Raw genomic sequence first — 15,380 nt, 5'->3', positions numbered from 1 at the left:
CCTCCCCCGCTGCGCGAGGGAGGAATTAAGCGTTACTGGTTGTTCTGGCGGTGGAGGAAGCGGGGGATGTCGATCGGGTCCTTGCCGTCCTCGGGCGCCTCTTCGCGTGCCGGGCCGCGGGCGGCGTTGGACATGCGCTCGAACAACGTCCCGCCGAGCTTGACGCGCGGCTGCGGTGCGGCGTCGGGCGCGGCGGCCTCGCTGCCCGGGGCGATCCACGGGCGGCGGCCGGCTGCGGCGTCGGGTGCCGGCGCGCGCGCCGGTGCGGCATAGGGCTCTTCGCCATAAGCGCGGGGCTGCGGTTGCGGCTGGGGCTGCGGCGCGGCGGGAACGATCGTCTCGGCACCGAGCACCAGTTCGTCATCGCTCGCGGCGGGTCGCGCATCCGGCTTCACCGCGTCGGCGGGTTGCAGGTCGAGCGGTGCGGGCGGCGCGGCCGGGGCAGGCGCGGCAGCCGGCGCAGCCGGAGCCTCGGGCGTCGTCGCGCCGGTCGGGCGGAACGAAGTGCTGTCGTCGGTCTTCCGGCCCATGCCGAAGCTGAACGACTTGGCGGCTTCCGGCGCGGGCGCCGCGGCACCCGGCTTGGCGTCCGAATCGATGCCGGTGGCGACCACCGACACGCGGATGCGGCCTTCCAGCTCGGGATTGAACGCCGAACCCCAGATGATGTTGGCATCGGGATCGACCAGGTCGCGGATGTGATTCGCGGCTTCGTCGACTTCGAGCAGGCGCATGTCGTCGCCGCCGGTGATCGAGATGATGACGCCCTTGGCGCCCTGCATGCTGACGCCGTCGAGCAGCGGATTGGCGATCGCCTTCTGCGCCGCTTCGAGCGCGCGATTGTCGCCCGACGCTTCGCCGGTGCCCATCATCGCCTTGCCCATCTCCTGCATCACCGAGCGGACGTCGGCGAAGTCGAGGTTGATGAGGCCGGGCATGACCATCAGGTCGGTGATGCCGCGGACGCCCTGCTGCAGGACCTCGTCCGCCATCTCGAACGCTTCCTTGAACGTCGTGTTGGCGTTGGCGATCAGGAACAGGTTCTGGTTGGGGATGACGATCAGCGTATCGACGTACTTCTGCAGTTCCTCGATGCCGCCGTCGGCGCTCTTGGCGCGACGGTTGCCCTCGAAGCTGAACGGCTTGGTGACGACACCGACCGTCAGGATGCCCATGTCGCGCGCCGCCTTGGCGATCACCGGCGCCGCACCCGTGCCGGTGCCGCCGCCCATGCCGGCGGCGATGAAGCACATGTGTGCGCCTTCCAGCCGCTTGGCGAGATCGTCGATCGTCTCTTCCGCCGCGGCGCGGCCGATCTCGGGACGCGATCCGGCGCCGAGGCCCTGCGTGATCTTCGCGCCGAGCTGGATGCGATGCGGTGCGATCGACGATTTCAGCGCCTGCGCGTCGGTATTGGCGACGAGGAAGTCGACGCCCTGCACGTCGGCGCGCATCATGTTGGCGATGGCGTTGCCGCCGGCACCGCCGACACCGATCACGGCGATGCGGGGGGTCAGCTCGTCGACCTCGGGAGTGATGAATTCGATGCTCATGACGTAACTTTCTCCGCCCCATCCGGGTAAACGCGCCGGGACACTGATTTAACCTTTTGCCTCAACGACTCATGCGGTGCCACAGAAAACGCGCAATCGTCGTCATCGGCGCTCAATAATTCGCGCGCGCCGCCTGGATGAGCTTGCGCATCATGCCCATGCCACGCTGCCGATGAACGGTGGTTTGCTGCGGCGCGACCCCGCGCAGGTCGATCGGATCGGCCGCGGCGTAGAAAGCGAGCCCCGCCAGCGTCGCGAACGCCGGGCCGCCATGCGCCTCCGGCAGAGCGGTCAGCCCGCGCGGCCGGCCGATCCGCACCGAACGGCCGAGCGCCTGCTGCGCGTAATCGGCGATGCCCTTGAGCTCGGCGCCGCCGCCGGTGAGCACCACCTGCCGCCCGACCGGCCCCTCGAACTTGAGCTGCGCCAGCGATTTGCGGATTTCGTCCATCTGATGCTCAAGCCGCTGGCGGACGATGCCGATCAGCTGCGCCTTGGTGATCTGCATCCCGCCATGGACGTCGTCCTCGGCGGCGATCGGCATCACCGGGATCATCTCGTGATTGTCGCGCGGCGAAGCGTTGGCCGAACCGTGGAAGCATTTCATCCGCTCCGCCTGCGCGCGGCGGGTGCCGAAGGCGCTGGCGATATCGTCGGTGATGTCCTGCCCGCCCATCGGGATCGAGCACAGGCCGACGAGCATGCCGCCCGCGAACAGCGAGACGTTGGTGATCCCCGCCCCCAGCTCGACCAGCGCGACGCCGAGCTCGCGCTCCTCGTCGGACAGGCAGGCGAGCCCGGTGGCGACGGGCGCGGCGATGATCGACTTGACCTCGAGATGCGCGGAACGGACGCACAGGTCGAGGTTGCGCACCGGCGAGCCGTCGGCGGCGACGACGTGGATGTGCACGCCGAGCCGGTCGGCATGCAGCCCGAGCGGCTTCTTGACCCCGGTCAGCCCATCGAGCGTGTAGAGCGCGGGCTGGGCGTGGAGCACCATCCGCCCCTGCGGATCGATGGAATTGCGCCCCGCGGCGAGCAAAGCGTCGATATCCTGCTGCTCGACGCGATGGCCGCCCAGCTCGAACTCGACCTCGGCGACGTCGCTGACCAGGCCCCCGGCGGAGAAGCCGACCCAGACGTTCTCGATGTTGATCCCGGCGATCCGCTCCGCCTGTTCGACCGCCTCGCGCACCGCCGCCTCGGTCGCCGCCATGTCGGCGATATAGCCGCGCTTGACGCCGCGGCTCTCGCGCTGGCCGGTGCCGAGCACGATCAACTCGCCGCCGTCGCCCTTCTGCGCGATCATCGCCGAGACCTTCGACGACCCGATGTCGAGCGCCGTGATCAATCCTTCCGGTGCAACCTTCGCCATTAGCCCTCAGCCCCCGCTTGCCTGTTGGTCGTATCGGTCGACGGTGTCGCCACCTCGCTCGGGTCCGGCACGTTATGCGCCATGCTCGCCCCCGGCTTGCGCGCGACCAATTTGCTCGGGTCGCGCATGTCGAAACGGATCCAGCCGCGCCCGAGCAGCGGCCGTGCGCCATCGAGTTCGGCGAATTTGAGCAAGGCCGCGGGCGCGCCGTCCTCGGGCAGCGCCAGCGTCTCGCCGCTGTCGAAGGTCAGGTCCCAGCGGCGGTTGCCGATCCAGGTCGCCGCCTTGACCCGCGGTTTGAGCGCGGGCGCGGCGGCGAGCAGCGTCTGATAGCCCGCCTCCTGCCGGTCGGCGCCGGGGCCGATCACCAGAGGCAGATCGGGGATGGCGTCGGGCCGGACGGGTTCGAGCAGCACGCCGTCCTTGTCGATCAGCGTGAGCTGGCCATTGTCCTGCCACACCGCCGCCGGGCTGCGCTCGACGATGTCGACCAGCAACGTGTCGGGCAGCCGGCGCGAGACGTGCGCGTCGGCGATCCAGCCGTAGCGCAGCAGCTTCTGCCGCACGGCCTCCAGATCGACGAGCGGCATCGCGCGGCTCTGCTGATCGAGCGCGACCGCGTAGACGCTCATCCGGTCCATCCGCTTGAGCCCGGTCACCTCGATCTGCTCGACGCGGAAGCCCGCCTGCCCCGCGCCTTCGGCGATCGCCGAACCGATCATGCCGGGGATGCCGATCCACGTCACCGCGGCGAGCGCCAGCGCGATGCCGCCGCCGGTGATCGTCCAGGTCGCCGCCTTGCGGATCGTCTCCTCGCTGACCGGCACGGCGGACACCGCGCGCTCGAACAGCGAAACCTTGCGCACCGGTTGCTTTCGCCGCCCGGTCGGCCGCTTGGGCGGCGGCCCGCGCTTGATCGTCCGGCTCATCCCCGTGGGTCCTTCAGGGCGGGGTCCCTGAGGGCCTCGTCGACGATCGCCTGGACGAGGTCGGCATAGCTCATGCCGATATGGCGCGCCTGTTCGGGGACGAGGCTGAGCGGCGTCATGCCGGGCTGGGTGTTGACCTCGAGCAGGAACAGGCCGTCGACGCCGCGTTCGTCGTCCCAGCGGAAGTCGGACCGCGACGCGCCCTTGCAGCCGAGCAGGCGATGCGCCTCGAGCGCGAGGCTCTTGCAGGCGTCGGCGATCGGATCGGGGATATCCGCCGGGCAGACGTGTTCGGTGAGGCCGTCGGTATATTTGGCGTCGAAATCGTACCAGCCGTTCTTGGGCTTCAACTCGGTGACGCCGAGCGCGCGGTCACCGAGTACCGCGGTGGTCAATTCGCGGCCGCGGACATAGGGCTCGGCGAGCAATTCGGTGAATTGCTGCCACGGGCCGGCGACGTCGCGGCCGATCGGATTGCCGTAATTGCCGTCGTCGGTGACGATCGCGACGCCGACCGACGAGCCTTCGTTGATGGGCTTGAGCACATAGGGGCGCTGGAGCGGATCGCGTTCGAAGATCTCGGCGCATTTGACGATGCGGCCGCCGGGCATGGGGATGCCGGCGGGGACGAGCACCTGTTTGGTCAGCACCTTGTCGATCGCGATCACCGAGGTGGCGAGGCCCGAATGCGTATAGGGGATGCCCATCAGGTCGAGCATGCCCTGCACGCTGCCGTCCTCACCGGGAGAGCCGTGCAGCGCGTTGAAGACGAGATCGGGCTTGGCCTCGGCGAGTCGCGCGGCGACGTCGGGCTGCATGTCGATGCGGGTGACGCGATGGCCGAGCGATTCGAGCGCGTCGGCACAGCCGTTGCCCGATTGCAGCGACACGGGGCGTTCGGCCGACCAGCCGCCCATGAGAACTGCGATGTGCATCAAATCCTCCCCGGCACGGGGAGGTGGCAGCGCGCAGCGCTGACGGAGGGGGGCATCCGCAGACGCTGCACTGCGTGGAGAGCCCCCTCCACCATGCTGCGCATGGTCCCCAGCATCGGGTTGAACATGCCCCGCATGTTCAAGGATCGTCCGGGGGACAATCCGACCCGATACTCCGTGCCGGGGAGGAATTTCATCGTACCCATCACTTCGCCACCCCGACCCGCTGGATTTCCCATTCCAATGTCACGCCCGAATGTGCCTTCACCTTGTCCCGCACCTCTTCGCCCAGCGCCTCGATCTCCGCCGAGGTGGCCGAGCCGAGGTTGAGCAGAAAATTACAATGTTTCTCCGACACCTGCGCATCGCCGCGGGTCAGGCCGCGGCAGCCGGCGGCGTCGATCAGCGCCCACGCCTTGTGGCCGGCGGGGTTCTTGAAGGTCGATCCGCCGGTCTTCGAGCGCAGCGGCTGCGACGCCTCGCGCTCGGCGGCGATCCGGTCCATCTCGGCGCCAATCGCGGCGGGCTCGGCGGCATGGCCGCGGAAGGTCGCGGCGATCACCACCGCGCCCGCGGGCAGATCGCTGTGGCGATAGGTATAGCCGAGGTCCGCGACACCGAGCGTGCGGCGCTCGCCGGAGCGCAGCACGACGTCGCAGTCGACCAGCACGTCCTTGACCTCGCGGCCATAAGCGCCGCCGTTCATCCGCACGAAGCCGCCGACCGTGCCGGGGATCGAGCGCAGGAATTCGACGCCGCCGATGCCGGCATCGCGCGCGGTCGAGGAGACGAGGATGCCGCTCGCGCCGCCGCCGCAGCGCAGGCTGGTGTCGTCGAGTCGCTCGACCTGCGCGAACGCCTTGCCGAGCCGCACCACCACACCGGGCACGCCGCCGTCGCGGACGATCATGTTCGAGCCGAGGCCGAGCGCCATCACCGGCATTGCCGGATCGCATTCGCGTAGGAAATCGGCGAGATCGTCGGCGTCCCTTGGCTCGAAAAGCCATTGCGCGGCGCCGCCCGACTTGAACCAGACAAGGGGCGCCAGCGGCGCGCCCTCGGTCAGGCGCCCGCGCACGGCCGGGAGATCGATGATCCCCGCATTCACCAAGGGCCGACACCCCATAGTCGCGTCCACGCCTGGATCGCGGCGAGATTCGCCTCGGCCGCCTTGCGCGTCGCCTCCTGCGCCTGGACCAGCGCCTCGCCGGCGCCGACCGCGTGGCCGCCGGCTTCGAGCGACTTGCGCTGCGCATCGAGCATCTGCTTCTGCAGCTTCAGCCCCGCATCGAACCAGTCGTTCATCGCCGCTCTCCGATCGCGCTGGCCAGCCCCGCCGCCCATTTGGTGATGTCGCCCGCGCCGAGGCAGACGATCATGTCGTCCGCCTGGATCGTCGCCGCGAGTTCGTCCGCCAGCGCATCGGCGTCGGCGATCGTCGCCGCCGAGCGATGGCCGCGGCGCTTGAGCCCGTCGACCAAAGCCTGCGCGTCGACGCCCTCGACCGGCGCCTCGCCCGCGGCATAGACCGGGGTGACGAGCACGCGATCGGCATCGTTGAACGCGGTCTGGAAGTCCTCCATCAGATTGCCGAGCCGCGAATAGCGGTGCGGCTGGACGACCGCGATCACCCGGCCGCGCGCGCCCTCGCGTGCGGCGGCGAGCACGGCGCGGATCTCGACCGGGTGATGGCCGTAATCGTCGATGATCGTGACGAAGCCGCCGTCGACCTCGACCTCACCGACCTTGGTGAAGCGGCGCTTGACCCCACCGAACGCGGAAAAGCCCTGCTGGATGGTCGCATCGGGAATGCCGAGTTCGAGCGCGACGCCGATCGCGGCGAGCGCGTTCTGGACGTTGTGGCGGCCGGGCATCGGCAGCTCGATCCCCTCGATCGCGCGGGTGGTGCCGTCACGCTCGCGCACGACGCAGTCGAAGCGGTTGCCGCCCGGCACTGGCGTGACGTCGACGCCGCGGATATCCGCCTGCGCCGAGAAGCCGTAGGTGACGACGCGGCGGTCGCGGACGCGCGGCAGCACGTTCTGCACCTCGGGATGATCGAGGCAGAGCAGCGCCGCGCCGTAGAAAGGCACGTTCTCGACGAACTCGACGAAGGCGTCCTTGACCGCGTCGAACGAGCCGTAATGGTCGAGATGCTCGGGATCGATGTTGGTGACCACCGCGATCGTACCGTCGAGGCGCAGGAAGCTGCCGTCGCTCTCGTCCGCCTCGACCACCATCCAGTCGCTCGCGCCGAGGCGCGCGTTCGAGCCGTAGCTGTTGATGATGCCGCCGTTGATGACGGTCGGGTCGATCCCGCCCGCATCGAGCAGCGCGGCGACCATCGAGGTCGTCGTGGTCTTGCCGTGCGTGCCGGCGACCGCGACGGTCGATTTGAGCCGCATCAGCTCGGCGAGCATCTCGGCGCGGCGGACGACGGGAATGCGCCGTTCCAGCGCCGCCTCGACCTCCGGATTGGTGCGCGTGATCGCGGTCGAGGTGACCACCACCGCCGCGTCGGCCACGTTGGCGGCGGCATGGCCGATCGTCACCGCGATGCCCTTGTCGCGCAGCCCCTGCACGACATAGCCCTCGGCAACGTCGGAGCCCTGCACGGTATAGCCAAGGTTCTTCATCACCTCGGCGATCCCCGACATGCCAATACCGCCGATGCCGACGAAATGGATCGGGCCGATATCGGTCGCAACGCCGCGGATCATGGCTCGATCCTCCCCGTGCCGGGGAGGTGGCGCGGCGCAGCCGTGACGGAGGGGGGGCTCCACGAAGCACAGCGCAGGGGGAGCCCCCCCTCCACCATGCTGCGCATGGTCCCCCTCCCCGTGCCGGGGAGGAGTGTCAGGATGCGGATCATGCGAACGCCTCCTGGCGCGGGGCGGCCTTGCCGACGGGCAGGCGCGATACCGGCGAATCGAGGCTCTCGACGAGATCGGCGAGGTCGCGCACCGCGTGCGGGCGGCCGACGCTCCTAGCGCGGGTCGCGGCGTTTTCCAGCGCGGCGGGATCGAGGCCGAGCTTCTGCATCTGCTTGGCCAGCTCCACCGCGGTGAAGTCGGGCTGCGGGATGGTGCGCGCCCCCCCCGCCTTGGTGATCTCGCGCGCATTGGCGGTCTGGTGGTCGTCGGTCGCGGACGGCAGCGGCACGAGGATCGCCGGCCGGCCCGCCGCGGTCAGCTCGGCGATCGTCGAGGCGCCGGCGCGCGCGATCACCAGATGCGCCCAGGCGAGCTGTTCGGGCATGTCGGGGAGATAGGTGGCGAGCTCGGCCGGGATCTGATGCTCGGCATATTGCGCGCGCACCGCATCGATATCCTCGATCCGCGCCTGATGCGTCACCTGCAGGCGGCGGCGGAAGGTGATCGGCAGCATGGCGAGCCCGTCCGGCACCACGCGGCTGAGGATGCTCGCACCCTGGCTGCCGCCGGTGACGAGGACGCGGAAGATGCCGTCCTCCTCGAGCAAGGGATAGGGCCGCGAGCGCAGCGCCAGCACCGCCTCGCGCACCGGATTGCCGACGAGATGGACCTTGCCCTCATGCTTCACCGCCAGCCGCTCGGTCGTCGCATAGGAGGTGGCGATCGCATCGACGCGGCCGGCGACCAGCCGGTTGACGCGGCCGAGCACCGCATTCTGCTCGTGCACCGCGGTCGGGATCTTGTTGGCGAAGGCGGCGAGCAACGCGGGCATCGCGGGATAGCCGCCGAAGCCGATCACCGCGGCGGGCTTGAAGGTGCGGTACAATTCGCGCGCCATCGCCCGGCCGCGCAGCATCTCGCGCACCGCCGACGGCCAGCCCGCCGGGCGCTTCACCTGGAAACGGCCGGCGGGCAGCACGTGCGTCTGGATACCGCCGGGTCCTTCGGCGAACAGGCCGGGGAAGCGGACGCCGCGCTGGTCGCTGATCAGGGCGACGCGATGGCCGCGCCGGGTCAATTCCTCGGCCAGCGCCGCGGCGGGGACCATATGCCCCCCCGTACCACCCGCGGCGAGGACGTAATGCTTGCTCAATTCGATCCCCATCTCACCACATACGGGCTGCGCGTCAGGAACGGGTTGCGCCGCGTGAATGCGAGCAGCAGCCCCATGCCGATCGACAGCGCGATCATCGACGACCCGCCGTAGCTGATGAACGGCAGCGTCATCCCCTTCGACGGCGCGAGCCCGGTATTCACCGCCATCGACACCAACGCCTGTGCCCCGAATTGCACCGCGAGCCCCGAGGCGGCAAGCAATTTGAACTCGTCCTGCTCGTCGAGCAATTTGACGAAGACGCGCACGACGATCGCAAGGAACACCAGCGCGATGATCGCGCAGGCGATCAGGCCGAATTCCTCGCCGATCACCGAATAGATATAATCGGTATGCGCCTCGGGCAGGCCGAACTTGACCGTGCCGCCGCCGGGGCCGGTACCGGTCCAGCCGCCGCTGGTGATCGTCGCATGCGCGGCGTTGGTCTGGAAATGGTCGCTCGCCCCCTCGCCCTCGACACTCGGGAACAGGAAGGCGTCGATACGATTGCGCGCGGTGCCGTAGAACATATAGGCCGCGGTCAGCCCGACCGGCACCATCGCAATGATGCCGCCGAGGATTCGCATCGGCGTCCCCGCGATCATCAGCAGCGCCAGCCATACCGTGCAGAAGATCACGGTCTGGCCGAAATCGGGTTGCAGCATCAGCAGCACCGCGATCAGCCCGGTCATCGCGCCAGTGATCAGCACGGTCGGCAGTTCGGGGTCCTTGGCCTTCAGCGACAGCAGCCACGCCACCGTCACGATGAACAAGGGTTTCAGGAATTCGGACGGCTGGAACTGCGCGAAGCCATAGCCGATCCAGCGCCGCGCGCCGTTGATGCTGTTGCCGACGAACGGCGTGAGCGCGAGGCAGACGACCAGCACCGCCGCGCCGCCCAGTGCCAGCCGCCGCGCGAGCGGCACCGGCAGCATCGATACGCCGAACAGCACCGGCAGCGAGATGCCGACCCAGATGAGCTGCCGCCAGAAATAATAGAGCGGGGTGAATTTGTGATGCTCGCCCGAATAGCGGACCGCGGTCGCCGGGCTCGCTGCCGCGACCGCGATCAGGCCGATCGCGATCAGGAACAGCGTCAGCAGCAGCAGCATCCGGTCGATGTCCCAGAACCACGTGCCGAGCGGCGAGCTGTCGCCACGCCCGCCGCGCCGCTTGACCTTGGCGATCAGCGTGTCGCGCTCGGCGTCGGTCATACCGGCACTGGTCATGCGAGGGCCTCCACCGCCGCGCGGAACGCGGCACCGCGCTCCTCGTAATCGCGGAACTGGTCGAAGCTAGCACAGGCCGGCGACAAGAGCACGGTGTCTCCGGGCCGCGCCGCAGCGGCGGCCTGCGCGACCGCGGCGGCGAGATCGCCGCTGTGGGTGACCGTGGGCACGCGGCCTTCGAGCAGCCCGGCGAACAGCGGCCCGGCCTCGCCGATCGTATAGGCGGCGACGACGCGGTCGAAATAGGGCGCGCAGGCGTCGAGGTCGTCGCCTTTGCGCTTGCCGCCGACGATCCAGTGGATGCGGCCGAACGCGCCGAGCGCGGGGGCGGTGCTCTCCGGATTGGTCGCCTTGCTGTCGTCGACGAAGGTGACGCCGTTGCGGACCGCCACCGTCTCCATCCGGTGCGGCAGGCCGGTGAAGCTGGCGAGGCCGCGGTCGATATCCGCCTCCGACACGCCGAGTGCCTTGACCGCGGCGATCGCGGCGAGGGCGTTCTGCGCATTGTGCGGGCCTTGCAGTGCGGGCCAGTGGGACTGGTCCATGCAGATGCCGGGCGCGATTTTGGTGAGATGCTCGCCGCGTGCCGACAGACCGCGCGCGATTTGCGCCGAGGGGGCGTCGCCGATGCCGATGATCGCGTCATGCGCGGGCGACTGCATCGCGAACAGCCGGGCCTTGGAGGCGGCATAAGCCTCGAACCCGTCGTAGCGATCGAGATGGTCCGGGGTGACGTTGAGCAGCACCGCGACGTCGCAATCGAGGCCCTGCGTCAGGTCGAGCTGGTAGCTCGACAGTTCGAGCACATAGACGCCGCCTGCGGGCAGCGGCGGCTGTTCGAGGATCGGCAGGCCGATGTTGCCGCCCATCAGGCTGGGCACGCCCGCGGTCCGGAGGATATGGTGGATCAGCGCGGTCGTCGTCGATTTGCCGTTGGTGCCGGTGATGCCGACGACCTTGTGCGGCGGCAGGTCGCCGCGGACCTGCGCGAACAATTCGATATCGCCGATCACCGGCACGCCCGCCTCGCGCGCGCGCGCGGCGAGCGGATGCGTGTTGAGCGGCACGCCCGGCGAAACGACGAGCCCCGCCGCGCCATCGAGGCTCAGTTCGGCGATATCGTGGACGATGACGCCGTCGATCGCGGCGGCACGCGCGCGCGCCTCCGGGTCGGTGTCCCAGCCGACGACATAGGCGCCGCTCGCGGCGAGCGCGCGGACGGTGGCGAGGCCGGAGCGGGCGAGGCCGAGCACGGCATAGCGCCGGCCGGCGAAGGTCGGGCTGGTGATCACCGCAGCTTCAACGTCGACAGGCCGGCGAGCGCCAGCACGAGGCTGATGATCCAGAAGCGGATGACGACGGTCGGCTCGCTCCAGCCAAGCTGTTCGAAATGATGGTGAATCGGCGCCATGCGGAAGACGCGCTTGCCGGTGCGCTTGTAGAAGAACACCTGGATGATCACCGAAAGCGCCTCGACGACGAACAGGCCGCCGACGATGCCGAGCACGATTTCGTGATGCGCGACCACCGAGATCGTGCCGAGCGCGCCGCCGAGCGCGAGGCTGCCGGTGTCACCCATGAATACCGCCGCGGGGGGCGCATTGAACCACAGGAAGGCGAGCCCGGCGCCGATCACCGCGCCGCAGAAGATCGCCAGCTCGCCCGCCCCCGGTACGTGCGGGATGCCGAGATAGGTGGCGAACTTCACGTTGCCGGCCAGATAGACGATCAGCATGAAGGCGACGCTGGCGATGATCACCGGCATCGTCGCGAGCCCGTCGAGCCCGTCGGTCAGGTTCACCGCATTGCCGAAGGCGACGATGGTGAAGGCGGCGAACAGCGGGAAGGCATAGCCGAGGTCGAGGTACAAGCGGTCGGTGAACGGCAGATAGAGATGCGGCCCGTTCTGCCCCATGATGATCCACGAGGCGATGCCGGCGATGGCGAATTCGAGCAGAAGGCGCGTCCGGCCGGAGACGCCCGCGGTGCTGGCTTTGCGGACCTTGTCGTAATCGTCCATGAACCCGATCGCGCCGAACCCCAGCGTCACGAACAGGCACGACCAGACGTAGGGGTTGCTGAGGTCCATCCAGATCAGGATCGCGAGGCTCATCGCGGTGAGGATCATCAGCCCGCCCATCGTCGGCGTACCGCGCTTGGCGAGGTGGGTCTGCGGCCCATCGGCGCGGATCGGCTGCCCCTTGCCCTGGCGCACGCGCAGCCAGCCGATGAAGCGCGGCCCGATGATGAGCCCGATCAGGAGCGCCGTCGCGACCGCCGCACCGGTCCGGAAGGACTGGTAGCGGATGAGGTTCAGCAATCCGGTGAAACCCAGATGCTCGGCGATCCAATATAGCATTACGTTCCGCCCCCCAGCGATCGCTGATCGCCCGCATTGGCGAGTCCCGCGACCACCCGCGACAACCCGACACCGTTAGACCCTTTGACGAGCACCGCATCCCCGGCGCGGGCCAGGGCCTTCACCTGGCCGAGCGCGGCGGCGGCGTCGGCCACATGCATGACTTGGGTGCGTCCCTCAAGGGCTTTGGCGAGCGGCGCCATCGCTTCGCCGACCAGCACGGCCGCTTCGACCCGCGCGGCGAGCACCGGCCCGGCGAGATCGGCGTGAAAGTCGTCGGAGGCGTCGCCCAACTCGCGCATCTCGCCGAGCACCGCGAAGTGACGGCCAGGCTCGTCGGCGAGCACCGCGAGCGTCGCGCGCATCGAGGCGGGATTGGCGTTGTAGCTTTCGTCGATCACCAGCACGTCGCCGGTCGCGACGAAGCGCGCGCCGCGGCCGGCGAGGCCGCCCATCTCGCCGAGCGCGAGACCGGCGCGGGCGAGATCGGCACCCGCGGCATCGACCGCGGCGAGCACCGCGAGCGCGTTGGAGACCCAGTGCATGCCGGGCTGCGACAGAGTGAACGACAATTCGCGCTCGCCGATCCTGGCGGTGACGAACGAGCCCCCCGTGGGCAGGCGCATCGCCTCGATCGCGCGGACGTCGGCACCCTTGGTGAGGCCGAAGGTGACGGTGCGCGCGGCATAAGGCGCGGCGGCGGCCATCAGGCGGTCGCGGTGCGGGCTGTCGTAGGGGACGATGGCGACGCCGCCGGGCTCGAGGCCGCGGAAGATCTCGCCCTTGGCGTCGGCGATCGCGCTTTCGTCGGGGAAGAAGGCGGTGTGCGCCGGCGCGATCGCGGTGACGATCGCGATATGGGGCCGCACCAGTTTCGTCAGTTCGGCGAGCTCGCCGGCATGGTTCATGCCCATCTCGAACACGCCGATCTTCGTGTCGCGCGGCATGCGGGCGAGGCTGAGGGGCACGCCGGTATGGTTGTTGTAGCTCTTTACCGAACGATGGACCGCGCCGGGCAGCGACCGGTCGAGCGCGGCGAACAACGCCTCCTTGGCGCTGGTCTTGCCGACCGAGCCGGTGACGCCGATCACCGTCCCCGCCATCCGCGCGCGGGCGGCACGGCCGAGGTCGTTCAAGGCGGCGAAGGTGTCGGCGACGCGGACGTGCGGATGGTCGGTCGCGGCCGAGACGATCGCCCCCGCCGCACCCTGCGCGAACGCCTGCGGCAGGAAGCGGTGGCCGTCGGTGCTCTCGCCGGTGAGCGCGACGAACAGGTCGCCGGCACCCACCTCGCGGCTGTCGAAGGCGACGCCGGTGGCGGCGAAATCGGCGGAGGCGGTGCCCGAGGTGGCGACGGCGATTTCGGCTGCGGTCCAGAGGCTCATCACATCCTCCCCGCCACGGGGAGGGGGACCGCGCTCGTAGAGCGTGGTGGAGGGGGGCTTCCCCATAAGGCACGGCCGCGACCAGAGAGCGCGAGGCCTGTGCGGCGCCCCCCCTCCACCATGCTACGCATGGTCCCCCTCCCCGTACCGGGGAGGATTAGACGGCGGCTCACGCGGCATACTCCCGCGCGACGGTGACGTCGTCGAAGGGCAGTTCCATGTCGCCGACGATCTGGCCTTGCTCGTGGCCCTTGCCGGCGATCAGCACGATGTCCTGCGGCCCCGCCTCGCGCACCGCCGCGGCGATCGCCTCGCGGCGGTCGCCGATTTCGCGGGCGTTGGTCGCGCCCTTCAGGATCGCGGCGCGGATCGCGGCGGGGTCCTCGGTACGGGGGTTGTCGTCGGTGACGATGGCGAGGTCGGCCTGCATCTGCGCGACCTGCCCCATCGTCTCGCGCTTGCCGGGGTCGCGATCGCCGCCGGCGCCGAACACGACGATCAACCGGCCGCCAGCATGCGGCTTGAGCGCGGCGATCGCCGCCTCCAGCGCATCGGGGGTATGCGCGTAATCGACGTAGACCGGCGCGCCGCTGCGCGCGATCGCCGCACGCTCCAGCCGGCCGCGGACGGGTTGCAGCCGCGCGAGATCGGCGATCGTCCGCGCGACGTCGCCGCCGGTCGCGATGACGAGGCCCGCCGCGACGAGCGCATTCGCCGCCTGATAGCCGCCGATCAGCGGCAGCGTGACGCGGTGCGCCTGCCCCTCCGCCTCGATCGTCAGCCCCTGCCCCAGCAAGGTCGGGTCGCGTCCGACCAGCCGCAGCGTCGCGCCGCGCTCGCCGACCGTCACCAGCCGGTTGCCGCGGGCCTGGGCGAGGTCGATCACCCGCGCGGCGTGGACGTCGTCCGCCCAGACCACCGCGGTCCCCTCGGGGCTCAGCACCTCGGAGAACAGACGCAGCTTGGCGGTGAGATAGGCGCCCATGTCGCCGTGGTAATCGAGGTGGTCGCGGCTGAGGTTGGTGAAGGCCGCGGCGGCGACGGTCAGTCCTTCGGTGCGATATTGGACGAGGCCGTGGCTCGACGCTTCGAACGCGACGTGCGTGATCCCCTCGCGCGCGAGCCCGGCGACGTTGGACAGGAAGGTGACGACGTCGGGCGTGGTCAGCCCGGTGGTCACCCGCTCGTCGGCGGTGGTGACGCCGAGCGTGCCGATCGAGGCGGCATGCGCGCCCGCCATCCGCCAGAGCTGCCGCGTCATCTCGACCGTCGAGGTCTTGCCGTTGGTGCCGGTCACCGCGACCGCGACCTCCGGAAACGGCGCGAAGAAGGTCGCCGCGGCGCGCGCGAACCGTTCGCGCGGATTGTCGTCGACGATCGCGACGGCACCGTCGACCGCGACGCCGGGCCGCGTCACCACCGCGATCGCGCCCGAGCGGACCGCCTCGGCGATATAATCCTCGCCGTTGACGCGCGCGCCCTGGAAGGCGCCGAAGATCGTGCCGGGTGCGACCTTGCGGTGATCGATCGCGAAACCGGTGACGACCGCATCCTCGCCGCCGCCGGTGAGTGCGCCCAGTCTCATCGCG

The 15,380-nt window shown here is 69.8% G+C and carries 13 protein-coding genes; all 13 read right to left on the bottom strand.

Going from position 1 to position 15,380, the window contains the following annotated elements:
* Positions 1-32: 32 nt before the first annotated feature.
* Positions 33-1,553, bottom strand: coding sequence for a cell division protein FtsZ (gene ftsZ / locus SFC76_RS07765; RefSeq protein WP_322848908.1), 1,521 nt, complete (start codon positions 1,551-1,553; stop codon positions 33-35).
* A 112-nt stretch (positions 1,554-1,665) separates the two neighbouring features.
* Positions 1,666-2,928: a cell division protein FtsA gene (ftsA, locus tag SFC76_RS07760; RefSeq protein ID WP_038662151.1), complete on the bottom strand. Its 1,263-nt coding sequence runs from the start codon at positions 2,926-2,928 to the stop codon at positions 1,666-1,668.
* Positions 2,928-3,857 (bottom strand): cell division protein FtsQ/DivIB, encoded by a 930-nt coding sequence (locus SFC76_RS07755; RefSeq protein WP_322848907.1) that lies wholly within the window; start codon positions 3,855-3,857, stop codon positions 2,928-2,930. Before SFC76_RS07755 ends, ftsA begins: the two co-directional genes overlap by 1 nt.
* The gene (locus SFC76_RS07750) at positions 3,854-4,792 is read right to left on the bottom strand and encodes a D-alanine--D-alanine ligase (protein WP_322848906.1); all 939 of its coding nucleotides are present in this window, start codon (positions 4,790-4,792) and stop codon (positions 3,854-3,856) included. The genes SFC76_RS07755 and SFC76_RS07750 overlap by 4 nt, the downstream gene beginning before the upstream one ends.
* Before the next feature lie 205 nt (positions 4,793-4,997).
* Positions 4,998-5,918 carry a UDP-N-acetylmuramate dehydrogenase gene (gene murB, locus SFC76_RS07745; RefSeq protein WP_322848905.1) on the bottom strand — a complete coding sequence of 307 codons (921 nt, stop codon included), beginning with the start codon at positions 5,916-5,918 and terminating at the stop codon, positions 4,998-5,000.
* On the bottom strand, positions 5,897-6,097 hold the full coding sequence (locus SFC76_RS07740; RefSeq protein ID WP_322848904.1) for a hypothetical protein: 201 nt from the start codon (positions 6,095-6,097) through the stop codon (positions 5,897-5,899). Before SFC76_RS07740 ends, murB begins: the two co-directional genes overlap by 22 nt.
* A complete protein-coding gene (murC, locus tag SFC76_RS07735) occupies positions 6,094-7,509 on the bottom strand; it encodes a UDP-N-acetylmuramate--L-alanine ligase (protein ID WP_322849092.1) in 1,416 nt (471 codons plus the stop codon). Before murC ends, SFC76_RS07740 begins: the two co-directional genes overlap by 4 nt.
* Before the next feature lie 151 nt (positions 7,510-7,660).
* On the bottom strand, positions 7,661-8,830 hold the full coding sequence (murG, locus tag SFC76_RS07730) for an undecaprenyldiphospho-muramoylpentapeptide beta-N-acetylglucosaminyltransferase (RefSeq protein WP_322848903.1): 1,170 nt from the start codon (positions 8,828-8,830) through the stop codon (positions 7,661-7,663).
* Positions 8,815-10,047 (bottom strand): putative peptidoglycan glycosyltransferase FtsW, encoded by a 1,233-nt coding sequence (locus SFC76_RS07725; RefSeq protein ID WP_322848902.1) that lies wholly within the window; start codon positions 10,045-10,047, stop codon positions 8,815-8,817. The genes murG and SFC76_RS07725 overlap by 16 nt, the downstream gene beginning before the upstream one ends.
* Entirely contained in the window at positions 10,044-11,339 is a 1,296-nt protein-coding gene (gene murD / locus SFC76_RS07720) for a UDP-N-acetylmuramoyl-L-alanine--D-glutamate ligase (protein ID WP_322848901.1), read from the bottom strand. The genes SFC76_RS07725 and murD overlap by 4 nt, the downstream gene beginning before the upstream one ends.
* Complete coding sequence (gene mraY, locus SFC76_RS07715; protein ID WP_322848900.1) at positions 11,336-12,406, bottom strand: phospho-N-acetylmuramoyl-pentapeptide-transferase; 1,071 nt, start codon at positions 12,404-12,406, stop codon at positions 11,336-11,338. The genes murD and mraY overlap by 4 nt, the downstream gene beginning before the upstream one ends.
* Positions 12,406-13,791 (bottom strand): UDP-N-acetylmuramoyl-tripeptide--D-alanyl-D-alanine ligase, encoded by a 1,386-nt coding sequence (locus SFC76_RS07710; RefSeq protein ID WP_322848899.1) that lies wholly within the window; start codon positions 13,789-13,791, stop codon positions 12,406-12,408. Before SFC76_RS07710 ends, mraY begins: the two co-directional genes overlap by 1 nt.
* A gap of 169 nt (positions 13,792-13,960) precedes the next feature.
* Positions 13,961-15,376 carry a UDP-N-acetylmuramoyl-L-alanyl-D-glutamate--2,6-diaminopimelate ligase gene (locus tag SFC76_RS07705; RefSeq protein WP_322848898.1) on the bottom strand — a complete coding sequence of 472 codons (1,416 nt, stop codon included), beginning with the start codon at positions 15,374-15,376 and terminating at the stop codon, positions 13,961-13,963.
* Between the last annotated feature and the right edge of the window lie 4 nt (positions 15,377-15,380).

Origin of the sequence: Sphingomonas sp. CD22 (assembly GCF_034556155.1) — a bacterium.
Lineage (GTDB): Bacteria > Pseudomonadota > Alphaproteobacteria > Sphingomonadales > Sphingomonadaceae > Sphingomonas.
Note: the sequence above shows the minus strand (reverse complement) of the source record. Positions and strands in the feature narration are given on the sequence as shown.

Coding starts and splice junctions, on each gene's coding strand:
- ftsZ (WP_322848908.1), bottom strand. CDS start 1,553: ATGAGCATCGAATTCATCACTCCCGAGGTCGACGAGCTGACCCCCCGC.
- ftsA (WP_038662151.1), bottom strand. CDS start 2,928: ATGGCGAAGGTTGCACCGGAAGGATTGATCACGGCGCTCGACATCGGG.
- SFC76_RS07755 (WP_322848907.1), bottom strand. CDS start 3,857: ATGAGCCGGACGATCAAGCGCGGGCCGCCGCCCAAGCGGCCGACCGGG.
- SFC76_RS07750 (WP_322848906.1), bottom strand. CDS start 4,792: ATGCACATCGCAGTTCTCATGGGCGGCTGGTCGGCCGAACGCCCCGTG.
- murB (WP_322848905.1), bottom strand. CDS start 5,918: ATGGGGTGTCGGCCCTTGGTGAATGCGGGGATCATCGATCTCCCGGCC.
- SFC76_RS07740 (WP_322848904.1), bottom strand. CDS start 6,097: ATGAACGACTGGTTCGATGCGGGGCTGAAGCTGCAGAAGCAGATGCTC.
- murG (WP_322848903.1), bottom strand. CDS start 8,830: ATGGGGATCGAATTGAGCAAGCATTACGTCCTCGCCGCGGGTGGTACG.
- SFC76_RS07725 (WP_322848902.1), bottom strand. CDS start 10,047: ATGACCAGTGCCGGTATGACCGACGCCGAGCGCGACACGCTGATCGCC.
- mraY (WP_322848900.1), bottom strand. CDS start 12,406: ATGCTATATTGGATCGCCGAGCATCTGGGTTTCACCGGATTGCTGAAC.
- SFC76_RS07710 (WP_322848899.1), bottom strand. CDS start 13,791: ATGAGCCTCTGGACCGCAGCCGAAATCGCCGTCGCCACCTCGGGCACC.
- SFC76_RS07705 (WP_322848898.1), bottom strand. CDS start 15,376: ATGAGACTGGGCGCACTCACCGGCGGCGGCGAGGATGCGGTCGTCACC.